This is a genomic window from Sphingomonas sp. (assembly GCF_024508665.1).
GTDB lineage: Bacteria > Pseudomonadota > Alphaproteobacteria > Sphingomonadales > Sphingomonadaceae > Sphingomonas.
Genome location: NZ_JANINP010000002.1, coordinates 420009 through 440985, shown reverse-complemented (window position 1 = coordinate 440985; position 20977 = coordinate 420009). Strand labels below are relative to the sequence as shown.

At 65.8% G+C, this 20977-nt stretch carries 21 protein-coding genes and 2 tRNA genes; 17 read left to right on the top strand and 6 right to left on the bottom strand.

Features of this window, described 5'->3' with window-relative positions:
* The first annotated feature begins 274 nt into the window (after nucleotides 1–274).
* The gene (locus Q0L25_RS04810) at nucleotides 275–1576 is read left to right on the top strand and encodes a UDP-glucose/GDP-mannose dehydrogenase family protein (RefSeq protein ID WP_296612036.1); all 1302 of its coding nucleotides are present in this window, start codon (nucleotides 275–277) and stop codon (nucleotides 1574–1576) included.
* Between the two features lie 280 nt (nucleotides 1577–1856).
* Here Q0L25_RS04810 and Q0L25_RS04805 read toward each other — a convergent pair whose 3' ends face one another.
* Nucleotides 1857–2582: a folate-binding protein gene (locus tag Q0L25_RS04805; RefSeq protein ID WP_296612034.1), complete on the bottom strand. Its 726-nt coding sequence runs from the start codon at nucleotides 2580–2582 to the stop codon at nucleotides 1857–1859.
* Between the two features lie 74 nt (nucleotides 2583–2656).
* Here Q0L25_RS04805 and pyrC point away from each other — a divergent pair, with 74 nt between their 5' ends.
* On the top strand, nucleotides 2657–3682 hold the full coding sequence (gene pyrC, locus Q0L25_RS04800; protein WP_296612033.1) for a dihydroorotase: 1026 nt from the start codon (nucleotides 2657–2659) through the stop codon (nucleotides 3680–3682).
* Between the two features lie 140 nt (nucleotides 3683–3822).
* Here pyrC and Q0L25_RS04795 read toward each other — a convergent pair whose 3' ends face one another.
* Entirely contained in the window at nucleotides 3823–4569 is a 747-nt protein-coding gene (locus Q0L25_RS04795; RefSeq protein WP_296612031.1) for a DUF1134 domain-containing protein, read from the bottom strand.
* A gap of 165 nt (nucleotides 4570–4734) precedes the next feature.
* Between Q0L25_RS04795 and Q0L25_RS04790 the strand changes: the two genes are divergently transcribed.
* Nucleotides 4735–4824, top strand: a tRNA-Ser gene (locus Q0L25_RS04790).
* 229 nt (nucleotides 4825–5053) lie between these two features.
* On the opposite strand, the gene Q0L25_RS04785 is transcribed toward Q0L25_RS04790, so the two are convergent.
* Nucleotides 5054–5127: transfer RNA gene (locus Q0L25_RS04785), tRNA-Gln, on the bottom strand.
* A gap of 171 nt (nucleotides 5128–5298) precedes the next feature.
* On the opposite strand from Q0L25_RS04785, the gene Q0L25_RS04780 reads away from it, so the two are divergent.
* Complete coding sequence (locus Q0L25_RS04780; protein ID WP_296612029.1) at nucleotides 5299–6351, top strand: Ppx/GppA phosphatase family protein; 1053 nt, start codon at nucleotides 5299–5301, stop codon at nucleotides 6349–6351.
* Nucleotides 6348–7028: an RlmE family RNA methyltransferase gene (locus tag Q0L25_RS04775; protein WP_296612027.1), complete on the top strand. Its 681-nt coding sequence runs from the start codon at nucleotides 6348–6350 to the stop codon at nucleotides 7026–7028. Before Q0L25_RS04780 ends, Q0L25_RS04775 begins: the two co-directional genes overlap by 4 nt.
* 57 nt (nucleotides 7029–7085) lie before the next feature.
* On the opposite strand, the gene Q0L25_RS04770 is transcribed toward Q0L25_RS04775, so the two are convergent.
* Entirely contained in the window at nucleotides 7086–7664 is a 579-nt protein-coding gene (locus Q0L25_RS04770; protein WP_296612026.1) for a TetR/AcrR family transcriptional regulator, read from the bottom strand.
* A gap of 97 nt (nucleotides 7665–7761) precedes the next feature.
* Here Q0L25_RS04770 and Q0L25_RS04765 point away from each other — a divergent pair, with 97 nt between their 5' ends.
* The 9 genes from Q0L25_RS04765 to ribH all read left to right on the top strand — a co-directional run bounded on the left by Q0L25_RS04765 (nucleotide 7762) and on the right by ribH (nucleotide 14974).
* Nucleotides 7762–8346, top strand: coding sequence for a DUF308 domain-containing protein (locus Q0L25_RS04765; protein WP_296612023.1), 585 nt, complete (start codon nucleotides 7762–7764; stop codon nucleotides 8344–8346).
* A gap of 210 nt (nucleotides 8347–8556) precedes the next feature.
* Nucleotides 8557–9018 (top strand): hypothetical protein, encoded by a 462-nt coding sequence (locus tag Q0L25_RS04760; RefSeq protein WP_296612022.1) that lies wholly within the window; start codon nucleotides 8557–8559, stop codon nucleotides 9016–9018.
* A gap of 108 nt (nucleotides 9019–9126) precedes the next feature.
* Nucleotides 9127–10449: a glutamate--tRNA ligase gene (gltX, locus tag Q0L25_RS04755; RefSeq protein ID WP_296612020.1), complete on the top strand. Its 1323-nt coding sequence runs from the start codon at nucleotides 9127–9129 to the stop codon at nucleotides 10447–10449.
* An 81-nt stretch (nucleotides 10450–10530) separates the two neighbouring features.
* A complete protein-coding gene (locus Q0L25_RS04750; RefSeq protein WP_296612018.1) occupies nucleotides 10531–11202 on the top strand; it encodes an energy transducer TonB in 672 nt (223 codons plus the stop codon).
* On the top strand, nucleotides 11199–11606 hold the full coding sequence (locus Q0L25_RS04745; protein ID WP_296612016.1) for a hypothetical protein: 408 nt from the start codon (nucleotides 11199–11201) through the stop codon (nucleotides 11604–11606). The genes Q0L25_RS04750 and Q0L25_RS04745 overlap by 4 nt, the downstream gene beginning before the upstream one ends.
* A 17-nt stretch (nucleotides 11607–11623) precedes the next feature.
* Nucleotides 11624–12574: a bifunctional diaminohydroxyphosphoribosylaminopyrimidine deaminase/5-amino-6-(5-phosphoribosylamino)uracil reductase RibD gene (ribD, locus tag Q0L25_RS04740; protein ID WP_296612230.1), complete on the top strand. Its 951-nt coding sequence runs from the start codon at nucleotides 11624–11626 to the stop codon at nucleotides 12572–12574.
* A gap of 30 nt (nucleotides 12575–12604) precedes the next feature.
* A complete protein-coding gene (locus Q0L25_RS04735; protein ID WP_296612014.1) occupies nucleotides 12605–13210 on the top strand; it encodes a riboflavin synthase in 606 nt (201 codons plus the stop codon).
* Between the two features lie 58 nt (nucleotides 13211–13268).
* Nucleotides 13269–14555, top strand: coding sequence for a 3,4-dihydroxy-2-butanone-4-phosphate synthase (ribB, locus tag Q0L25_RS04730; protein WP_296612012.1), 1287 nt, complete (start codon nucleotides 13269–13271; stop codon nucleotides 14553–14555).
* Nucleotides 14555–14974 carry a 6,7-dimethyl-8-ribityllumazine synthase gene (gene ribH / locus Q0L25_RS04725; protein WP_296612010.1) on the top strand — a complete coding sequence of 140 codons (420 nt, stop codon included), beginning with the start codon at nucleotides 14555–14557 and terminating at the stop codon, nucleotides 14972–14974. Before ribB ends, ribH begins: the two co-directional genes overlap by 1 nt.
* A gap of 40 nt (nucleotides 14975–15014) precedes the next feature.
* On the opposite strand, the gene Q0L25_RS04720 is transcribed toward ribH, so the two are convergent.
* Entirely contained in the window at nucleotides 15015–15671 is a 657-nt protein-coding gene (locus Q0L25_RS04720; protein ID WP_296612008.1) for a TMEM175 family protein, read from the bottom strand.
* Between the two features lie 95 nt (nucleotides 15672–15766).
* Here Q0L25_RS04720 and acs point away from each other — a divergent pair, with 95 nt between their 5' ends.
* Together acs and Q0L25_RS04710 are read left to right on the top strand one after the other, a co-directional pair.
* On the top strand, nucleotides 15767–17704 hold the full coding sequence (gene acs, locus Q0L25_RS04715) for an acetate--CoA ligase (RefSeq protein ID WP_296612007.1): 1938 nt from the start codon (nucleotides 15767–15769) through the stop codon (nucleotides 17702–17704).
* Nucleotides 17704–18195, top strand: a complete 492-nt coding sequence (locus Q0L25_RS04710; protein WP_296612005.1) for an O-acetyl-ADP-ribose deacetylase — start codon at nucleotides 17704–17706, stop codon at nucleotides 18193–18195. Before acs ends, Q0L25_RS04710 begins: the two co-directional genes overlap by 1 nt.
* 125 nt (nucleotides 18196–18320) lie before the next feature.
* Here Q0L25_RS04710 and Q0L25_RS04705 read toward each other — a convergent pair whose 3' ends face one another.
* A complete protein-coding gene (locus Q0L25_RS04705) occupies nucleotides 18321–18791 on the bottom strand; it encodes a lasso peptide biosynthesis B2 protein (protein WP_296612003.1) in 471 nt (156 codons plus the stop codon).
* A gap of 100 nt (nucleotides 18792–18891) precedes the next feature.
* Between Q0L25_RS04705 and Q0L25_RS04700 the strand changes: the two genes are divergently transcribed.
* Entirely contained in the window at nucleotides 18892–20931 is a 2040-nt protein-coding gene (locus Q0L25_RS04700; protein ID WP_296612000.1) for a M13 family metallopeptidase, read from the top strand.
* Nucleotides 20932–20977: the final 46 nt, after the last annotated feature.

Genomic DNA, 20977 nt, shown 5'->3' with positions numbered 1-20977 from the left:
CTTTTTCTTTGCGCGTGAGCGGAAGGAAATAGTGGCGCTATTTCCACCAGCGAACGCGCACGGCCGGCGGGCGTAGCCCGACCGACGACGCGGCTTTGCCGCGGGCGGCCACCGAACTGCGAGTCCTCTCAGCCGCGGGAGGGAGGACCAAGCGGTGCGGCGCTGACACCGCCTAGATCGCCACACAGGGATGGCAAAGCCGGCCACTTGCGATAGAGCAAATGCGTCACGATCTGGCGCCCAGCCGGACATACCGTCTGCACCGAGGACTAGAATGAAAATCACGATGATCGGATCGGGCTATGTCGGCCTGGTGTCGGGAGCCTGTTTCTCCGATTTCGGCCACGACGTGGTCTGCGTCGACAAGGATGCGAGCAAGATCGAGGCGCTGCAGGCCGGGCGCATGCCGATCTATGAGCCAGGCCTCGACCAGCTCGTCGCGACCAATGTCGCCGCCGGCCGCCTTACCTTCACCACCGATCTCGCTGCCGCGGTCGCCGGTGCCGATGCCATCTTCATCGCGGTGGGCACGCCATCGCGGCGCGGCGACGGCCATGCCGACCTCACCTATGTGTTCGAGGCGACCAAGGAGATCGCCGCCGCTGTCACCGGTCCCACCGTCGTCGTCACCAAGTCGACCGTGCCGGTCGGCACCGGCGACCGCGTCGAGGAGATCCTGCGCGAGGAACGCCCGGACATCGATATCGCCGTCGTCTCCAATCCCGAATTCCTGCGCGAGGGCGCGGCGATCGGCGACTTCAAACGTCCCGACCGCATCGTCATCGGCAGCGAGGATGCGCGCGCGCGCGAAGTGATGCGCGAGGTCTATCGTCCGCTCTATCTTAACGAGAGTCCGATCCTGTTCGTCAGCCGGCGAACGTCCGAGCTGATCAAATACGCGGCCAATGCATTCCTCGCGACCAAGATCACCTTCATCAACGAGATCGCCGATCTGTGCGAAGCGGTCGGCGCCAACGTCCAGGACGTGTCGCGCGGCATCGGGCTCGACAACCGCATCGGCGCCAAATTCCTCCACGCGGGCCCCGGCTATGGCGGCTCCTGCTTCCCCAAGGACACGCTGGCGCTGCTCAAGACCGCCGAGGACCACGAGAGCCCGGTGCACATCGTCGAGGCGGTGGTAAAGGTCAACGACAGCCGCAAGCGCGCGATGGGGCGCAAGGTGCTTCACGCACTGGGCGACGAACCCCGCGGCAAGACGGTCGCGGTGCTGGGACTGACCTTCAAGCCCAATACCGACGACATGCGTGACGCGCCGAGCCTGGCGGTGGTGCAGAGCCTGCAGGATGCCGGCGTCACCGTCCGTGCCTTCGACCCCGAAGGGATGGATGCGGCCAAGGCGATGATGCCCGACGTCGTCTTCTGCAAGGACGCCTATGAAGCCGCGGCCGGGGCCGATGCGGTGACGATCGTGACCGAATGGGACACGTTCCGTGCGCTCGACCTGCGCCGGCTGGCGAGCGTGATGACCGCACCGGTGATGGTCGATCTGCGCAACGTCTATCGGCCCGACGACGTCCGTAAGCTCGGCTTCGCTTATTCGTCGGTCGGACGCTGAACGACGGATGGGTCCGACCGGCTCGACCACTAAACCAGCGGCGGGCCGGTAAACCGCTTGGATTTTTTCACGCAAAGGCGCGAAGGCGCAAAGAAAAGATCAGGTTCGCGCGGAGGCGCAGAGGGCGCGGAGGTGTTCTCCTTCTGGGCGGCGGCTCGGATGCAAACGCGATGATCGATGAGCCTCGCATCGCGAAGCCCCAGAGAATTCTGCGTTCTCCGCGCCTCTGCGCGAAACCTCTTCGCGCCTTCGCGCCTTTGCGTGAACCAAATCTACCACGTCACGCGGCGGCCAGGGCCGTCGCCAGCCACGGCGGGACGATCGCATCGCCCAGCGCCTCGACCCGGCGCAGCTCGACCATCAGGCCGAGATCGGGATAGACCGCGCGCGTCCGCTCGCCGGCGGGCGCGATCGGCGCGACCACCAGCCGCCGGTTGACCTTGGCGCGATAATGCATCCGGGCAGTGTTCTCCTGCCCGACATAGCAGCCCTTGGCGAAGCTGACGCCGTTGAGTTCGCCGGCATTCGCCTCCAGCCACAACGTCTTGTCCTGGCCAAGTTCGACAACGCCCTCGGTCACGCCGAGCGACAGGCGATGCTCGCGCCATCCCCGCGCCGGCTCGCCCGGCATCCCCAGCCAGCGCCGGCCGAGTTCCGGCAAGCGCGGGTCGGGTACACCCAGAGCGCCGTCGCGCGCCCAGTGCACCGCGCCCGCGACGCGCTCGATCGTGATCGGCCGTCGCAACCTGTACATCGTCAGCCGCCGCATCAGCGCGTCGGCCTCGGCCGCTTCGCAATCGATCAGCACCGATTCGCCGTCCGCCCAAAGCAGGAAGTCGAACAGCGCCTTGCCTTGCGGCGTCAGCAGCCCCGACCAGCGCGGCGCAGCGGTATCGAGCGTCAGCACGTCCTGCGTCACCAGCCCTTGCAGGAAATCGCGCACGCCGTCGCCGGCCAGGCGAATCAGTGCGCGGTCGTCCAGCATCGTTCCAGTGTCGCTCATCATGCCAAACTAATGCGCATGCGGGCGAATCCAAGCCATGCTGGCGGATCGCGGCGCACGATTGTAGGGCGATCGCCATGACCGATCGCCTGACCATCCGCCGTCCCGACGACTGGCATGTCCATTTGCGCGACGGCGCGATGCTGGAGGCGGTCGTAGCCCACACCGCGCGCCAGTTCGCGCGCGCGATCGTGATGCCCAATCTGACGCCGCCGGTCACCAGCGTCGCCGCGGCCGAGGCCTATCGCGCGCGCATCCTCGCCGCCTTGCCCGCCGACAGCGACTTCACGCCGCTGATGACTTGCTATCTGACCGACGGCGCCGACCCGGCGGAGATCGCGCGCGGGCACGAATCGGGCGTGTTCACCGCGTGCAAGCTCTACCCCGCACACGCGACGACCAATTCCGCGCATGGCGTCACCGACATCCGCGCGCTCGGCGCGGTGCTCGAGACGATGCAGCGGATCGGCATGCCGCTGCTGATCCATGGCGAGGTCACCGATCGCGACGTCGACATCTTCGACCGCGAGGCTGTGTTCATCGAGCGCACGCTGGCGCCCTTGGTGCGCGATTTCCCGGGTCTAAAGATCGTGCTCGAACACATCACCACCGCGGAGGCCGCCGCGTTCGTCGCCGATGCCGGTCCGCTGGTGGCGGCGACGATCACGCCCCAGCACCTCCATCTCAACCGCAACGCGCTGTTCGATGGCGGACTCCGGCCGCATGCCTACTGCCTGCCGGTGATCAAGCGCGAACGCCATCGCCTCGCGGTACGCGCGGCCGCGGTGTCGGGCTCGCCCAAATTCTTTCTCGGTACCGACAGTGCGCCGCACGCCGTCGAGCGCAAGGAAATGGATTGCGGTTGCGCCGGCATCTTCAACGCGCCGTTCGCGCTCGAAAGCTACGCCGCGGTGTTCGAGGAGGAAGGCGCGCTCGACAAATTCGAGGGCTTCGCCTCGGAGCATGGTCCCCGCTTCTACGGGCTGCCGCTCAACGAGAGGACGGTGACGCTGGAGCGCGTTGCCGTCGAGGTGCCGGCGCGGGTCGCGGGGCTTGCGCCATTCCATGCCGGCGAGACGCTGGCGTGGCGGTTCGTCGGTTAGGCGGAATCCCCTCTCCCGCCTGCGGGAGAGGGCATAAGCCCCAAGCGCGGGCAAAGCCCGCGCTTGCGTCGGACGGCGCTCGCGCGCCGCCGGCCGGTCTTGCGCGAGTCAGCGCGGCGTAGCGCGCTGCCGCGCTGCGACTAAAACGGCATCCACTTCGATTTGTGGGTGAATTTCATATATCCGGCATTGACCCCGGCGCGCCAGCCGACGCCCAGCCGGATCGGGATCAGCACGATATTGCCGCGCCGGAGATAGGTCGCCGAGAATCCGCCGACGAAATAGAGCCGTCCTTCGCCGGCCGGGAAGCGCTTGTAGAGATCCTCGGTGTCGTAGAGGTTGTAGACCAGCACGAATACCTTGGTGGCGTCACCGCCGACGTCGAAGCCGACCGAGGGTCCCGTCCAATAGACCTTCTGCTGTCCGGCCACCTTGTGGCTGAGCGTGCCCGATCCGTAGCGCAGCCCGACGACGAACGCGCCCGAAGCCTCGCGTCCGGCGATATAAGCGTTGGGCCGGCCCTGGCTCTTCAGGGTCTTTTCCACGATCTCCGCCAGGCCCTTGGCGCCCTTGCCGAACACGCCTTCGGCCGCGTCGAGCACGTCGTCGTCGGCATAGGTCGGCCCGGTGGTCGGCGGAACCGGCGGCGGGGTAGTGCTCGCGGTGGTGGGAGCCGTCTCGTCCTGCGGCGGCGGAGCCTCGTCATAGGCGGGCACGCTCGGGCTCGCGGGTGGCGGCGTGTAGGGCGCCGGCTGCGGCGGCGGCGACGGGGATCGTTGCAGATCGCCATCGATCGCCTTGTTGGGATCGATCGTGGCCACCTGCGCGGCGACCGGCCCGGTGATCATCAGCATCGCCGACGATAGAATAGTCAATAAACGGCGCATCATCGCCCCCGACCCCAACCCATACATGCCGCACGCTAAGCCCGGCCAAGATTGCCCCGCAATGAACGCAGCGGCGATCCGAGTCTATTCCGCGCCCGACCGAGTCGAAACCCCCGGTTGATCACCTAGGGGACGCCCGCTATAGGCCCGCATTCTGCCGCAGCCGGAGACGTGGGTGAGTGGCTGAAACCAACGCTTTGCTAAAGCGTCATACGGGAAACCGTATCGAGGGTTCGAATCCCTCCGTCTCCGCCACTCATTGGTAACCCAGGTCCGACTGGCCTGTCGGCGGTACCCTTCCGCAAAGTCAGCCGACCTGCGATCATCAGAGCCGCGACCGCCGTGCGGAGTATCGCGTGGAATCGCCGTCGACACTTCGGAAATGGCTGAACTTGGCGGCGCAAGTGCAACGCCCAGCAACAGGAATTCGCAGCCTCTGTCCGCCGAAGTCCGCGCTAAGTGATTATAACGGTGGCGGAGAATCTGGATGCCCCGTGAGGATTCGAACCTCAATTGACGGAGTCAGAGTCCGTAGTCTTACCTTTAGACGACGGGGCAACAGGCGGCGGGCTCTAGGCGGGCTGGCGCGACCGGTCAAGGCCTTGCGGAGACGGGCCGGATCGCCCGGCGCGGCGGCTCGCTTGTCGCATCGCGCCAGTTCGGTTAGGCTCGGCGTCAAGCAGCGGAGGGCTATGGGCCGGACCGCGAGAATATAAGAGTTACGACGGCATGGGGGACGTTCCCGCCAATATGCCGCACCGGCAGCGCGCAGTCCCTAAGGGCAAGCCCGCCGCCCGTCCGGCCCGCATCCCGACCAAGCGCTGGGGCGATGCGCCGCATTACGCCGCGCTCGATCTCGGCACCAATAATTGCCGCCTGCTGATCGCGCGACCGCAGGGTAACGGCTTTGCCGTGGTCGACGCCTTTTCGCGCATCGTGCGGCTGGGCGAGGGGCTCGCCTCGAGCGGGCGGCTGTCCGACGCCGCTATCGACCGCACCATCGCCGCCTTGAGGATCTGCGCCGACAAGCTGCGCCGCCGCAACGTCCTCGTCGCGCGCTCGGTAGCGACCGAGGCGTGCCGCCAGGCCGCCAACGGCGCCGAATTCATCGAGCGCGCCTATCGCGAGACCGGAATCCGGCTCGACATCATCTCGCCCGAGGAAGAGGCGCGGCTGGCGGTACTCGGCTGCCACGCGCTGATGGAACCGGGCGACGGGCCGGCGCTGATCTTCGACATTGGCGGCGGATCGACCGAATTGGTGCTGATCGACCTGTCGGGCGATCATCCGCGCGTGCTCGACTGGCATTCGGCGCGCTGGGGCGTGGTGTCGCTGACCGAACATGCCGGCGGCGGCGACACCGCCGAGGCGCTGGGCGAATCCTACGCGCGGATGCGGGCGCTCGCGACGGAGAGCTTCGCCGCCTTCGCCAAGCGCGTGCCGGCCAATTTGAAGGCGCCGCGGCTGCTCGGCACCAGCGGTACCGTCACCACTTTGGCCAGCGTGTTCCTCGAACTCGACCATTATGACCGCGCCAAGGTCGATGGGCTGATCGTCCCGACCGAATCGATGCGCCGCATCTCGGCCGAATTGTCGAGCATGTCGGTGGCCGAGCGGTCGCGCTTCCCGTGCATCGGCGGCGAGCGTGCCGACCTGGTCGTGGCGGGCTGTGCGATCCTCGAATCGATCCTCGACCTGTGGCCGGCGGAGCGGCTGGGCGTCGCCGACCGCGGCATCCGCGAGGGCATATTGCGCCGCCTGATGGGCGCGCAAAGGCCATGAGGGGCGGCGGCGGCGGCCACACCCGCGTGCGCACTTCGCGCAATCGCACTCCGCAATCGACGCGTTGGCTCGAGCGGCAGTTGAACGACCCGTACGTCAAGCGCGCCAAGGCCGAGGGCTATCGCAGCCGCGCGGCGTACAAGTTGCTCGAGCTCGACGAGAAGTTCGGATTCCTGAAGGGTGCGAGCCGCGTGGTCGACCTGGGGCTCGCGCCGGGCGGCTGGTCGCAAGTGATCCGGCGCAAGGTGCCGAAGGCCGCGATCGTCGGCATCGACCTGTTGCCGGTCGATCCGATCGAGGGCGTCACCATCCTGCAGATGGATTTCATGGACGATGCCGCGCCCGGACGGCTGATCGAGGAATTGGGTGGCGCGCCCGACCTGGTGATCTCCGACATGGCAGCGAACACGGTCGGCCATCCGCAGACCGATGCGTTGCGGACGATGGCGCTGGTCGAAACCGCCTTGGCCTTCGCGATCGACGTGCTCAAGCCCGGCGGCACCTTCGTCTCGAAGGTCTTCGCCGGTGGTGCCGATTCGGCGCTGGTCGCCGAAATGAAGCGCAATTTCGCGACGGTAAAGCACGCCAAGCCGCCGTCGAGCCGCAAGGGCTCGGTCGAATGGTTCGTCGTGGCGCAGGGGTTCAAAGGGCGAGGCAGCGATTTAGCCGAAGGTTAAATCGCGAGCGGCCGAGCCCCGGCCGGCGGGGCGGCTTTGCCGCGACGTGAACCTTGTTCAGTGAAGCCGAGCCACGCGCGAAAGCAACGTCTCGGTGATCGAAACGAATCGACTCGGATCCTCAAAAGCTCGCGCCGACAGCATCGCCCCATAGATCGCGGACATGAAGGCCTCGGCCTCATCTTCCGGCGATCCGACCAGTACCACGCTCCCCTGGCGAATGCCGAGCGCGAGGATATGGGCAAGCCATGCCGACAGCTCGACGAAGTGCGCCTTGACGGCGTCGGCGACGTCCTCCGGCAGGCTTGGCAATTCGGCGGCGAGCATCGCGGCAATGCAGAATGGGGCGCTGTCGTCGGCAATGCACCGCTCCCAATATCCGGCATAAGCGCGCAGCTGTTCGAGGGCGTCCGGCTCGGCTTGGGCCAGCAACTCGACCTGCGAACGAATGATCGCACGGGATTGCTCGACGACGGCGGTGACGAGGTCGTTCTTGCCCGGGAAATGGTGATGGATGCTCGCCTTCCGGATGCCGATCGCGGCTGCGATGTCGGCATAGCTGAAGCCGTTATAGCCGCGCTTCATGATCAATTGCCGGCCTTCGTCGAGAATTCGTAGTGCCGTCGATCCCGTCATTTCGATTCCTACCTTCCAATAGGTAGATAAGCACTTGCGCAGCGATCGGCAACAGCGTACTGGCCATGCCTACCTACTAATTGGTAGATGGAGAATCATGATGATGTACGAGAGCGTCGAGCAAGAGGGGGTAATGCGCAGGGCGGGCCGCTCGCTGTCCGGCAGTGACGTGCTGCGGAACTATTATTTCATTCGAGCCGCAGTCGCGGCCGCCTGGGTAGTGGCGGCCTTCACCGTCGGAAAGACATCGCTGGCGGCCACCGCCCTGCTCATCGCCTATCCGGCCTGGGATGCCGTCGCCAATCTCTTCGACATTTCCCGCAACGGCGGAGCGGCGCGGAATCTTCCCCAGACGCTCAACGTCGCAGTCAGCGGGCTGGCCGCCGTGGCCGTCGCGGCGGCGAGCGCGAATATGAATGCCGTGCTGGGCGTTTTCGGTGCCTGGGCCATTCTCGCCGGCCTCATGCAACTCGCCACCGGCGTGCGGCGGTGGAAGGCGTTTGGCGCCCAATGGACGATGATACTGAGCGGAGCGCAGTCAACCCTGGCCGGCGCGTTCTTTATCAGCCGATCGTTCGGAAACGGCGTGCCCAGTATTCGCGACGTCGCCGGATATGCGGCGTTCGGTGCCTTCTATTTCTCCCTTTCGGCGCTGTGGCTGCTTTTCCGCCGCAAAGCCTAGCGCGTGGTTCGGTTACGGGTGGACCGCCCTCCGAGATGCGCTTGCCGTACAATCCGCCCTCCTCGCCGGCATCCGCTCGCCGGTGGGCGAGGCCGGCAAGCGAATTGCCGTTTTGAGTAAGTTGCCGAAACAGATTGAACACATTTTTCAGGACCATGGAGGACTATCGACAGGGCCGATCCTGGCCTGCCGCAACGGAGCGCGACGAGAGTGAGCTATGTTTCGCCCCTGACCCATAGCTGGCCCCTGTTCGAGCAACACAGGCATCTGGATCTCGGCCGTCTGTTGGACGCGCCGAGTGAGGCGCTCTCGGTAAGCGAGTGTCATCCGGGGCTGTTGGCGGCGCATGGCATCGGCTTGTGGGACTGCGATCTAGAGGACGATGCGCTGAGTTGGACCGACGGGGTGTTCGACCTTTTCGGCCTGCCGCGCGGCGCGGTCCTGGCGCGAAACGAGATCGTCGCTCTCTACGCAGAACCATCGCGCAGCGCGATGGAAAGGCTGCGAGCTTATGCCATCAAACACCGGCGCGGCTTCACGCTCGATGCCGAAATCAGGCCGGTGACCGGGCCGTCGAAATGGATGCGCCTCATCGCGGCACCGGTCTGCGTCGGGCGCCGGGTGGTTCGGCTTCACGGCATCAAGCAGGATGTCAGCGCCCGCTATGATTGACGACCAAGCGAGGGGATAGCGCCGCGCCGGAAGCGGGCGATGCCGCGGAAACATCCGCGGCCCCGCAGGCGCATTGCCGCTTACTCTTACTCGCCCTAAGTCGCGGGCATGACCGTCACCCGTTTCGCCCCGAGCCCGACCGGCAATCTCCATATCGGCAATATCCGCACCGCGATCCTCAACTGGCTGTTCGCGCGGTCGACCGGCGGCCGGTTCGTGCTCCGCATCGACGATACCGATGTTGAGCGCAGCGAGGAGCGTTATGTCGAGTCGATCCGCGCCGACCTCGCCTGGCTCGGCCTGACGCCTGACGGCGAGGAGCGTCAGTCGGAGCGGTTCGCGCTCTACGAACGCCGTTTCGACGATCTGCGTGCGGCGGGGAAGATCTATCCGGCCTACGAAACGCAGCAGGAACTCGAGCTCAAGCGCAAGATCCTGCTCGGGCGCGGTCTGCCGCCGGTCTATGACCGCGCCGCGCTCTCGCTGAGCGATGCCGAGCGCGCCAAGCTGGAGGCAGAGGGCGTGCGCCCGCATTGGCGCTTCAAGCTCGATCCGGGCGCGATCGAATGGCACGATCTGATTCGCGGTCCCCAGCATTTCGACGCCGCGACGATGAGTGATCCCGTCATCCGCCGTGCCGACGGGTCGTGGCTCTATATGCTGCCGTCCGTCATCGACGATGTCGACATGGGCATCAGCCATGTCGTCCGCGGCGAGGACCATGTCTCCAACACCGCGCTGCAGCTGCAGATGTTCGCCGCGATGAGCGCGCCGTTGCCCACCTTCGCGCACGCCGCGCTGCTGACGGGGACCGAAGGCAAATTGTCGAAGCGGCTCGGTTCGCTCGGCGTCGAGCATTTCCGCGAGGAGGGCATCGAGCCGCAGGCGATCGTCGCCTTGCTCGCACGGATCGGCACCAGCGATCCGGTCGAGCCGTTCGTCGATTCCGCGCCGTTGGTCGCCGCGTTCGATTTTTCGCGCTTCGGCCGAGCGCCCGCGCGATTCGACGAAGGCGAACTTGCTCAGCTCAACGCGCGGATCGTCCATCAACTCGACTTCGCCGCCGTCGCTGATCGCCTGCCCGCCGGGATGGACCGCGCTGCCTGGGACGCGATCCGGCCCAATTTGACGACCATCGCCGGCGCCGCCGATTGGTGGCACGTGGTAGAGGGGCCGATCTCTGCCACCGCCGATCCCGAGGATCGCGATTTCCTGGCCAGCGCCCATCGCATTGCCGGCGAGATCGACTGGACCGGCGATCCCTGGCACGCGCTGACCAATGCGCTCAAGGACGCAACCGGCCGCAAGGGCAAACCGTTGTTCCTGCCGCTGCGCCGCGCGCTGACTGGCATGGATCACGGCCCCGACATGGCTGCCTTGCTGCCGCTGATCGGCCGCGACCGCGCGCTGGAGCGCCTATCGTCCGGCTGATCGATGATATCTTGTATCACGGTATGTGATGTTGTATCGTATCCGAGTCGCGGCATCCGAGACCGTGAAAGGAGAGACGATATGGCGACTTATGGCGACCGTTATGGCGCAGGCCCGGCGTTCAAGCCGGGCAGCATGGCGCTGGCATTGGGACTGACCGTGGGCCCCATCGCGGCGTTGGTGATGGGGCTGCAAATCACCAACGTCATTCCCAAGACGACAATCTTGGAAGCCTATCCTGTTCCACCCGATCAGCCGCCACCTCCGCCTGATCCCAAGCCGCAGCCTAAGACCGACGCGCCGGTTGAGCTGGTCTATACTCCACCCCATCCGCCCGTCCCAGTGATACCGACGGACACGTTTGCAACGACCGAGACACCGCCGCCGCCGCTGACCGAACCAACCGTTGGCAAGGCGCCCGATCCCGGCCCCGTGCTCACGCCGGTCGTGATCGCCAAGCCGGTCATGGTCGATGCGTTCATCGATCCCCGCTACCAGAACCTGCTCCAGCCGCCGTATCCGCCCGAGGAACAGCGCGCGGGCAATAGCGGCCGCGTCGTGCTCCGCGTGCTGGTCGGCACCGACGGCCGGGTGAAGCAGGTCGAGAAGGTGTCGGCGGCTTCGGACGCGTTCTTCGCCGCGGCGCAGCGCCAGGCGCTGGGCAAATGGCGGTTCAAGCCGGCGACCCAGGATGGCGTGCCGATCGAGCAATGGAAGACGATGAGCCTGCGCTTCGTGCTCAACGAGCAATGACCGTTACGGGCGCGGGGCTGGCCTGTTCGCCATCCCGCGCCTATCTTGGCTCGATGGGAAATTTCCTCGGCCGTTTTAATCCGTTTCGCGCGTTGCTCGACCTGCGCCGCTATCTCGGCACGCGCAAGAAATACGAGATCCTGTTCCTGTTCGGCTCGCTGATGGCGTGCATCGTCATCGTCGGAGGCTTCGCCGCAGGTTCGACGGTTCAGCGCGAGTGGCAGCGGCCGACCATCATCTACGTCCAATCGTGGCGCGCCGACCGCACCGATGCCGAGATCATCGCGCAGCAGAAGATCGACGGCGAAAAGAAGCGGATCGAGGACGCCAAGCAGAAGAAAGAGGATGACGAGCGCAAAGCCGCGTTCAAGCGCCTGAACGACAAGCTGTCGCCTTGGCTCTGAGTCCCGACCCGCGTTTCATGGCGGCGGCGCTGGCGCTTTCGGAGCGCGGCCGCGGGCGCACAGCGCCCAATCCCAATGTCGGCTGCGTGATCGTGCGTGACGGGCGCGTCGTCGGGCGCGGCTGGACCCAGCCCGGCGGGCGGCCGCATGCGGAGGCGATGGCGCTGGAGCTGGCCGGCGAGATGGCGCGCGGCGCAACCGCCTACGTTACGCTCGAACCCTGCGCGCACGATTCGCCGCGCGGGCCGGCGTGCAGCGATCTCTTGGTCGCCGCGGAGGTCGGGCATGTGGTGATCGCGCTCGGCGACCCCGATCCGCGCACCGATGGCCAGGGAATCGCGCGATTGCGCTCAGCCGGGATTACGGTGACCGAAGGCGTGATGGCCGAGGAGGCGCGTCGCTCGATGGCTGGGTTCCTGACGCGCCGCGAATCCGGACGGCCGCACGTCACCCTCAAGCTCGCCACCTCGCTCGACGGCTGCATCGCGCGCGCCGACGGCGAATCGAAATGGATCACCGGCGACGCGGCGCGGGCGCATGCGCATCTCGAGCGGGCGCGGCACGAAGCGATCCTGGTCGGACGCGGCACCGCCGAAGCCGATACGCCGCGGCTCGACGTCCGGCTCGGCGGTCTCGAACAGCATAGCCCGCGGCGCTTGTTGATGACTCGCCATCGCGGCGACCATGAGCATTGGGAATGGGTCGACTCGCCCGCGGCGATCGCCGGGCTGGACCGGATCGACCATGTCCTGGTCGAAGGCGGCGCCGGCGCGGCCTCGGCTTTTCTTGCCGCCGACCTGGTCGATCGGCTGTTGCTCTATCGCGCGCCGATCCTGATCGGCGGCGGGCGGCCGGCGCTGGGCGACATCGGGCTTGCCCATCTGGCGGATGCGCATTGCCGCTGGCGGTTGCGCGACGCGCGGATGTTGGGCATCGACCGGCTGGAAATCTACGAACGCACCCGCTGACGATCGTCGGCGCAGCTTGGGAAAGTAGCGATGTTCACCGGCATCATCACCGATATCGGCACGATCCGATCGATCGAGCATCGCGGCGACCTGCGCGCAATGGTCGAAACCACCTATGACACGAGCGGGGTCGATCTCGGCGCGTCGATCTCGTGTTCGGGCGTGTGCCTGACCGTGATCGACAAGGGGCCGGGCTGGTTCACCGTCGACATATCGGGCGAAACCGTCTCGCGTACCGCGCAGGGGCAATGGAGCGAAGGGCGCAAGCTCAACCTCGAACGCGCGATGAAACTGGGCGACGAGCTGGGCGGGCATATCGTCACCGGCCATGTCGACGGCGTCGCCGAAGTCGTGCGGGTCGAGCCGTCGGGCGATTCGAAGACGATCGCCTTTCGCGTCGCGCGCGACCTCGCGCCCTATATCGCGGCCAAGGGCTCGGTGACGGTCGATGGCGTCTCACTGACGGTCAATGCGGTCAGCGATGGGTCGGAGGGTACGGAATTCACGGTCAATCTGATCCCGCATACCCAGGCGGTGACCACGTTGGGCGCGATCGAGGTCGGACAGGCGGTCAATATCGAGATCGACGTGCTCGCGCGCTATCTGAGCCGGATGCGGTCGTTTATCGAAAACTAGCGTTTCGATGTGATTCTCGGTTGGACTCATCACATTGCAATGTGATATCGAGTCGATCATGAGCACCATGCTGATCGATCGCGTCCGCGATCTCGTCTCCTCGGGCGGTATCTCCCGCTCGGGGCTTGCCCGTGCCGCCGGGCTACACGCCAATTCGCTGCGCACGCTCGACGAGCCCGAATGGAATCCGACCGCCGACACGCTGCGCAAGCTCGAACTCTATCTCGAGCGGCGCGAGAAGCGTCCGGCCCTGGTGCCGATCGAGGAGATCATCGAGGAAGCGCGCAACGGCCGCATGACGATCCTGGTCGATGACGAGGATCGCGAGAATGAAGGCGATCTGATCATTCCGGCGCAGATGGCGACGCCGGATGCGATCAACTTCATGGCGCGCTTCGGCCGCGGGCTGATCTGCCTGACCCTGACCGAGGAGCGGGTCAACCAGCTCCAGCTCGAGCCGATGGTGCGCAACAACGGCACCCGCCACGGCACTGCTTTCACCGCGTCGATCGAGGCCCGCGAAGGGATCACCACAGGCATCTCGGCGCACGACCGCGCGCGCACCGTCGCGGTGGCGATCGACTCGTCGAAGGGGCCGACCGACATCGTCTCGCCGGGCCATGTCTTCCCGCTGATCGCGCGCGACGGCGGCGTGCTGGTGCGGGCCGGGCATACCGAGGCGGCGGTCGACGTCGCGCGGCTCGCCGGGCTCAACCCGTCGGGCGTCATCTGCGAAGTCATGAAGGACGACGGCACGATGGCGCGGATGGACGACCTCATCGAGTTCGCGCAGGAGCACAAGCTCAAGATCGGCACGATCCGCGACCTGATCGCCTACCGCCGCCAGCACGACCATCTCGTCGAGCGCCGCGCCGAGGCGCGCTTCACCAGCCGTTGGGGCGGAGAGTGGACCGCGCGGACCTATTTCAACAAGGCGACCGGCACCGAGCAGATCGCGCTGATCAAGGGGCGTATCGACCCCGACAAGCCGACTTTGGTGCGTATGCATGCGTTGAACGTTTTCGCCGATATATTCGGCGAACAAGGCAAGCGCCGCGGCTTGCTCGAACGCTCGATGGAGATCATCGGCGAAGCGGGATCGGGCGTGGTCGTATTGCTGTCGCCATCGACCGCGACCGGGTTCAGCCAGGCGCTGGAGCACAAGGCCGGCGCGCCGATGCCCGACGAATTGCGCGACTATGGCGTCGGTGCGCAGATCCTGTCCGAATTGGGAGTCGAGGACATGATCCTGCTGACCAACACCCATCATACCCTCGTGGCATTGGACGGCTATGGCCTGTCCATCGTAGGGGAACGCGCGATCGACCTGGGGGGAGTGAATTGATGGCGCGGATATTGATCGTCGAGGCGCGGTTCTACGACCATCTCAACGACATGCTGCTCGCCGGCGCGCGCCGCGCGATCGAGGAAGCGGGGCACGTCCATGAGACGGTGACGGTGCCCGGCGCGCTCGAAGTGCCCGGCGCGATCGCGCTGGCGGCGGAAACCGGCCGTTACGACGCCTATGTCGCGATCGGCGTGGTGATTCGCGGTGAGACCTATCATTTCGAGATCGTGTCGAACGAAAGCGCGCGCGGCATCATGGCGCTGACGATGGACGGCATCGCGATCGGCAACGGCATCCTGACCACCGAGAACGAGGCCCAGGCGATCTATCGCGCCGATCCCGATCAGGCCGATAAGGGCGGCGGCGCGGCTAGGGCGGCGCTGACGATGCTCGAACTCCGGCAGAAATTCGGCTGACACCCCTAATGCCCTTCCCGCAAGGAAGGGGAGCCATTGGTCACACCGTCTTCAATGTCCCCCGGCGGTGGAGATATTCGAGCAGCCGTCGCCACAAGGCCATCGAGATCAACATCGGCTGCCCGAGCCAGGGATTGACGAAGCAGAACAGCAACGCGGTGACCGTACCAAGCAATACCGCCCAGCCGCGCCGACGGATCATCGCCGCTTGCTCGGGGTCGAGATCATCGGCGGCGACCGGCGGCGCCACCGCCATGCTGTTGTTCCACAGGTTGCAGACGGCGACGATCAGCAGCCAGAAGCAATAGGCGGCGGCGGGCACCAGCTTGCCGTAATATTCGCTGACCAGCGCGGTGAAGAACGGCATCCCCGCGACCGAGCAGAGCAGGAACAGGTTGGGCAGCAGCAGCCTGGGCGACCAATGCCGCGCGCAATCGAACGCGCGGTGATGTCCGCTCCAGAAGGCGCCGATCACGAAGAACGAGACCAGGAAGCCGACGAAATGCGGCGTCAGGTCGGCCAGCGCCTGGAGGAATGCGCCGTCGGACGCGCTGCGGGGCAGTGCCGGCACCTTCAGCTCGATCACCAGCAGGGTGATCGAGATCGCGAAGACCGCATCGGAAAAGAACACCAGCCGTTCGAGCGCATGCGCAGGCGCGCCGTGATGCATCGGTTGGTCGTTCGGTCCGTCGCTCATTTGATTCCCCCAAGAAATCCTATCGTCGCATGGCGCCGCGGCGCTTGCCAAGCAGGCATCGCAGCCGCCAATAGGGCCGGACTAGGGAGAGCTTGATGTCGGAGCAAAGCGTCTATCCGGTTCCTGAAGATTGGGCCAAGCGCGCGAAGGTCAATCGCGCGGGTTACGAGAAGCTCTATGGCCGCAGCCTGGCCGATCCCGGCAGCTTCTGGCTCGAACAAGCGCGCCGGCTCGACTGGATCAGGCGGCCGGAAATGGCTGGCGACTGGTCGTTCGGCCAGGACGATTTCCACATCAGCTGGTTCGCCGACGGCGTGCTCAACGCCTCGGCCAATTGCCTCGACCGCCATCTCGCCGCGCGCGGCGACACGGTGGCGCTGATCTGGGAGCCGGACGATCCCGCCGATCAGCCGCGCCGCATCACCTATCGCGAACTCCACCGCGACGTTTGCCGCTTCGCCAATGCGCTGAAGGATCAGGGCGTCGGGAAGGGTGATCGCGTCACCATCTACATGCCGATGATTCCCGAGGCGGCGGTCGCGATCCTGGCCTGCGCGCGAATCGGCGCGATCCATTCGGTGGTGTTCGGCGGCTTCTCGCCCGAAGCGCTTGCCGGGCGTATCGAGGATTGCGGGTCGACCTTGGTGATCACTGCCGACGAAGGCCGGCGCGGCGGCAAGAAGGTCCCGCTCAAGGCCAATGTCGATGCCGCGCGGCATCATGCGCCCGGGCTGGAAAAAGTCATCGTCGTCAAGGCGACCGGCGGCGGCGTCGCGATGGGCGACGGCGATCTCTGGTATCACGAGCTGGTCGACGCGGCGTCGGCCGAATGCCGGCCCGAGCCGATGAGCGCGGAGGACCCGCTGTTCATCCTCTATACTTCGGGATCGACCGGCAAGCCCAAGGGGGTTCTTCACACCACCGGCGGCTATATGGTTTGGGTCAGCCTGAGCCATGAACTGACCTTCGATTACCGGCCCGGCCAGGTCTATTGGTGCGCGGCCGATATCGGGTGGGTCACCGGACACAGCTATATTCTTTACGGCCCGCTCGCCAACGGCGCGACCAGTCTGATGTTTGAAGGCGTGCCCAATTGGCCCGACGCCAGCCGCATCTGGCAAGTCGTCGACCGCCATCAGGTAGAGATCATCTACACCGCGCCGACCGCCCTCCGCGCGTTGATGCGCGAAGGCGACGATTACGTGACGCGGACCAGCCGCAAATCCCTCAAGCTGCTCGGCACGGTCGGCGAGCCGATCAATCCGGAGGCGTGGCGCTGGTATCACGAAGTGGTCGGCGAGGGGCGCTGCCCGATCGTCGACACCTGGTGGCAGACCGAGACTGGGGGGCAGATGATCACGCCGCTGCCGGGCGCGACCGACCTCAAGCCGGGCAGCGCGACTTTGCCGTTTCCCGGCGTCGATCCGCAGATCGTGGACACCGACGGCAAGGTGCTCAACGGCGCGACCGAGGGCAATCTGGTCATCGCCAGGAGCTGGCCGGGACAGATGCGCAGCGTCTGGGGCGATCACGACCGCTTCTTCCAGACCTATTTCACCACCTATCCGGGCAAATATTTCACCGGCGACGGCTGCCGCCGCGACGGGGACGGCTATTATTGGATCACCGGCCGCGTCGACGACGTGATCAACGTCAGCGGGCATCGCATGGGCACGGCCGAGGTCGAGAGCGCTCTGGTGCTCCACGCTAAGGTCGCGGAGGCCGCGGTGGTCGGCTTCCCCCACGACATCAAGGGTCAGGGCATCTACGCCTATGTCACACTGAATGCGGGCGAAGAACCGGGCGAGGCGCTGCGCAAGGAATTGGTGCAATGGGTGCGGACCGAGATCGGGCCGATCGCCTCGCCCGATGCCGTGCAGTTCGCGCCGGGCCTGCCCAAGACCCGCTCGGGCAAGATCATGCGCCGTATCCTGCGCAAGATCGCCGAGGGCGACGTGTCGAACCTGGGCGATACGTCGACCTTGGCCGACCCTGCGGTGGTCGACGATCTGGTGAAGAACCGGGTCGGCTGATGCCGGTCGAGGCGTTGCGGGGCGACATCACGCGACTAGAGGTCGACGCCATCGTCAACGCCGCCAATTCCTCGCTGCTCGGCGGCGGCGGGGTCGATGGAGCGATCCATCGCGCGGCCGGACCCGAGCTGGTCGCCGAATGCCGCATGCTGAACGGCTGCAAGCCCGGTCAGGCCAAGGCGACCAAAGGCTACCGCCTGCCCGCGCGGCATGTGATCCATACCGTGGGGCCGGTATGGAATGGCGGAGGCAAAGGCGAGCCGGAGACGCTGGCCAGTTGCTACCGCGAAAGCCTGAGGGTCGCCGAGAGTTTGGGTGCGTGCACGATTGCCTTTCCGGCGATCAGTACCGGGATTTACGGCTATCCGCGCGAAGAAGCGGCGGAGATCGCGGTGCGCGAGACGCTGGCGGCGATGGAGCGGTTCGAGCGCATCCTGCTGGTCGCGTTCGATGAAGAGACCCTCGGTCTTTATCGTGAGCTGCTTGGCTAGTACCCTTTCGTCACCCCGGATTTGTTCCGGGGTCCAAGGTTCTACAACGGAATGCAGCCGTTGTTGCGCGTTGGATGCCGGAACAAGTCCGGCATGACGGTGGGAATTAAGCCGACCTCACCCCCTCACACGAAACAGGCGATCTCGCCCATTTCCTTGGGGATCGGATAGCCGGTCACCTTGACGCCCGCTGCGTCGAGCCAAGCATGCGCCTCGATCGCGCGCTTGTCGTTCGGGCTCGCGCCGAAACGCATCACGCTGGCGATTCGGCGCCGCCGCAGCATCGCCTGCGCGGCCATCGCCTGTTGCAGGCAGACCGAGCGGAACGGCATGAACGGTGCGGCCGAGCGGACCGCCCAGCCGATGGTGCGCGCCGTCGCCGCCTCATCAGGCGTGGTCGCCGCCGCCCGCTCGGCGACGCGCGGGTCGGCTGGGGCGACGAAGTCGCCCAGCCGCCGCGCGACTTTCGGGAACGGCAGGATCAGCAGGATCATCCGCGCCGCGAACATGCTGGCGCAGGCTTCCGCGACCAATGCTTGGCGTCGCCAGCCCACCCCGGCCAGCGTCTTCGCCTTGTGCAGAATATTCCGCCCCATGATCCGTATCACTGACAGGGTTTATTGGCGAAGTCGATTGCGTGTGCTTTTACTGGCCGCTATAGTTTCATAATACACGTAGGGCGGGAGTTTTTCTGAAATGAATAAGAAGGTTATCGGGCGGCTGGCGCTCGGCGCCGCGGCTTTGGCGCTTGCGATTCCGGCGGTGGCGAAGATGGCGGCGACGGCGCCGCGCTACGGCGCGTTCGGCATCGACCTCACCACCCAGGACAAGGCGGTCAAGCCGGGTGACGACTTCTGGACCTATGCCAATGGCGCCTGGGCCAAGCGCACCGAGATTCCCGCCGACAAGGGCTCGGTCGGCTATGGCAATATCCTGAGCGACGAGGCCGAGGCCAATGTCCGCAAGATCCTCGACGATATGGCCGCCAATCCGACCAAATATGGCGCCACCGGCAAGCAGGTCGGCGATTTCTACGCGAGCTGGATGGATGAAGCGGGGATCGAGGCTAAGGGCACCGCGCCGCTCAAGCCCTATCTCGCCAAGATCGCCGCGGTGAACGACCTGACCGGGCTGCAGACCTTGTTCGCCAGCACCGGCTATGCCTCGCCGGTCGAACTCGGCACGATGCCGAGCCTCTCGGATCCCGAACATTATACGGCGGTCGTCGGCCAGGGCGGCCTGGGCATGCCGCGCGATTTCTACCTGCTGCAGGGCGAGAAATATGACGCGTTCCGCAAGGCCTATCGCGCTTACATCCAGCAGATCCAGGAACTCGCCGGCATCCCCGACGCCGGCGCCAAGGCCGATGCGATCTTTGCGCTCGAAACCGCGATGGCCAAGGAGCAATGGTCGCCAGAACAGAGCCGCGATATCGCCAAGCTCAACGATCCCGAGGACGTCGCCGGGCTGAAGGCCAAGGCGCCCGATTTCGACTGGGCGCTGATGCTCAAGACCGCCGGGCTCGACTCGTCGCCCAAGGTGCTGATGGCCAACAACACCGCGCTGACGGCGATGGGCAAGATCATGACCGCGACGCCGCTCCAGACGTGGAAGGACTATCTCGCTTTCCACTTCGTCAGCGACCACGCGACCTTCCTGCCCAAGGCGTTCGACGACGCGCGCTTCGACTTCTATTCGAAGACCCTGTCGGGCGTGCAGGTCAAGCGCGACCGCTGGAAGCGCGGCGTGCAGCTCACCAACGGCGCGCTCGGCGAAGCGGTCGGCAAGCTCTATGTCGAGCAATATTTCCCGGCGTCGAGCCAGGCCAAGATGGCCGAGCTGATCGAGAATCTGCGCGCGGCCTATGGCAAGAAGATCGCCGGCTCGACCTGGATGGATGACGCCACCAAGAAGGCGGCCTTGGCCAAGCTGGCCGCATTCGAACCCCGGATCGGGCACCCGGTCAAATATATCGATTATTCGTCGCTTCAGGTCGAACGCGGCGACCTGCTCGGCAACGCCATGCGCTCGGCCGAATTCGATCACCAGCTCGACCTGCAGCGTTTCCCCAAGCCGGTCGACCGGACCCTGTGGGGCATGACGCCGCAGACGGTGAACGCTTATTACAATCCGCTCGCCAACCAGATCACCTTCCCGGCGGCGATCCTGCAGCCGCCCTATTTCGACCCCAACGCCGATCCGGCGGTCAATTATGGGGCGATCGGCGCGATCATCGGCCATGAAATGGGCCATGGCTTCGACGATCAGGGCAGCCAGTTCGGCCCCACCGGCAAGTACGAAAATTGGTGGACCGACGCCGCGAAGAAATCGTACGGCGAACATACCGCCGCACTCGCCGCGCAATATGACGGCTACGAAGCGATCCCCGGCACCAAGATCAACGGCAAGCTGACCCTGGGCGAGAATATCGGCGACCTCAGCGGCGTCGAAGCGGCCTATGCCGCCTATCAGCTCTATCAGGAGAAGCACGGCAAGGCGCCGGTGATCGGCGGCCTGACCGGCGATCAGCGCTTCTTCCTCGCCTATGCCCAGGCCTGGCAGGCGAAGTTGCGCGACGGCCTGCAGCGCCAGCTGCTGCTGACCGACCCGCATTCGCCGGCCAAGTATCGCGTCAACGGCATCGTCCGGAACTTCGACCCCTGGTACAAGGCGTTCGACATCAAGCCGGGCGATGCACTGTACCTGCCGCCCGAAAAGCGCGTCCATATCTGGTAAGCGTTCGAGATATCGAGCCTAAAGGGGGCGTCCGCGATCCGATCGC

Bases quoted from the DNA above. Each gene is read 5' to 3' on its own strand.
- Q0L25_RS04720 (WP_296612008.1), bottom strand. From the start codon at position 15,671: ATGAGCGACGGACCGAACGACCAACCGATGCATCACGGCGCGCCTGCG.
- Q0L25_RS04735 (WP_296612014.1), top strand. From the start codon at position 12,605: ATGTTCACCGGCATCATCACCGATATCGGCACGATCCGATCGATCGAG.
- ribH (WP_296612010.1), top strand. From the start codon at position 14,555: ATGGCGCGGATATTGATCGTCGAGGCGCGGTTCTACGACCATCTCAAC.
- Q0L25_RS04805 (WP_296612034.1), bottom strand. From the start codon at position 2,582: ATGATGAGCGACACTGGAACGATGCTGGACGACCGCGCACTGATTCGC.
- Q0L25_RS04775 (WP_296612027.1), top strand. From the start codon at position 6,348: ATGAGGGGCGGCGGCGGCGGCCACACCCGCGTGCGCACTTCGCGCAAT.
- Q0L25_RS04765 (WP_296612023.1), top strand. From the start codon at position 7,762: ATGATGATGTACGAGAGCGTCGAGCAAGAGGGGGTAATGCGCAGGGCG.
- Q0L25_RS04795 (WP_296612031.1), bottom strand. From the start codon at position 4,569: ATGCGCCGTTTATTGACTATTCTATCGTCGGCGATGCTGATGATCACC.
- ribB (WP_296612012.1), top strand. From the start codon at position 13,269: ATGAGCACCATGCTGATCGATCGCGTCCGCGATCTCGTCTCCTCGGGC.
- Q0L25_RS04750 (WP_296612018.1), top strand. From the start codon at position 10,531: ATGGCGACTTATGGCGACCGTTATGGCGCAGGCCCGGCGTTCAAGCCG.
- pyrC (WP_296612033.1), top strand. From the start codon at position 2,657: ATGACCGATCGCCTGACCATCCGCCGTCCCGACGACTGGCATGTCCAT.
- Q0L25_RS04700 (WP_296612000.1), top strand. From the start codon at position 18,892: ATGAATAAGAAGGTTATCGGGCGGCTGGCGCTCGGCGCCGCGGCTTTG.
- gltX (WP_296612020.1), top strand. From the start codon at position 9,127: ATGACCGTCACCCGTTTCGCCCCGAGCCCGACCGGCAATCTCCATATC.
- Q0L25_RS04705 (WP_296612003.1), bottom strand. From the start codon at position 18,791: ATGGGGCGGAATATTCTGCACAAGGCGAAGACGCTGGCCGGGGTGGGC.
- ribD (WP_296612230.1), top strand. From the start codon at position 11,624: ATGGCGGCGGCGCTGGCGCTTTCGGAGCGCGGCCGCGGGCGCACAGCG.
- Q0L25_RS04810 (WP_296612036.1), top strand. From the start codon at position 275: ATGAAAATCACGATGATCGGATCGGGCTATGTCGGCCTGGTGTCGGGA.
- acs (WP_296612007.1), top strand. From the start codon at position 15,767: ATGTCGGAGCAAAGCGTCTATCCGGTTCCTGAAGATTGGGCCAAGCGC.
- Q0L25_RS04710 (WP_296612005.1), top strand. From the start codon at position 17,704: ATGCCGGTCGAGGCGTTGCGGGGCGACATCACGCGACTAGAGGTCGAC.
- Q0L25_RS04770 (WP_296612026.1), bottom strand. From the start codon at position 7,664: ATGACGGGATCGACGGCACTACGAATTCTCGACGAAGGCCGGCAATTG.
- Q0L25_RS04745 (WP_296612016.1), top strand. From the start codon at position 11,199: ATGACCGTTACGGGCGCGGGGCTGGCCTGTTCGCCATCCCGCGCCTAT.
- Q0L25_RS04780 (WP_296612029.1), top strand. From the start codon at position 5,299: ATGGGGGACGTTCCCGCCAATATGCCGCACCGGCAGCGCGCAGTCCCT.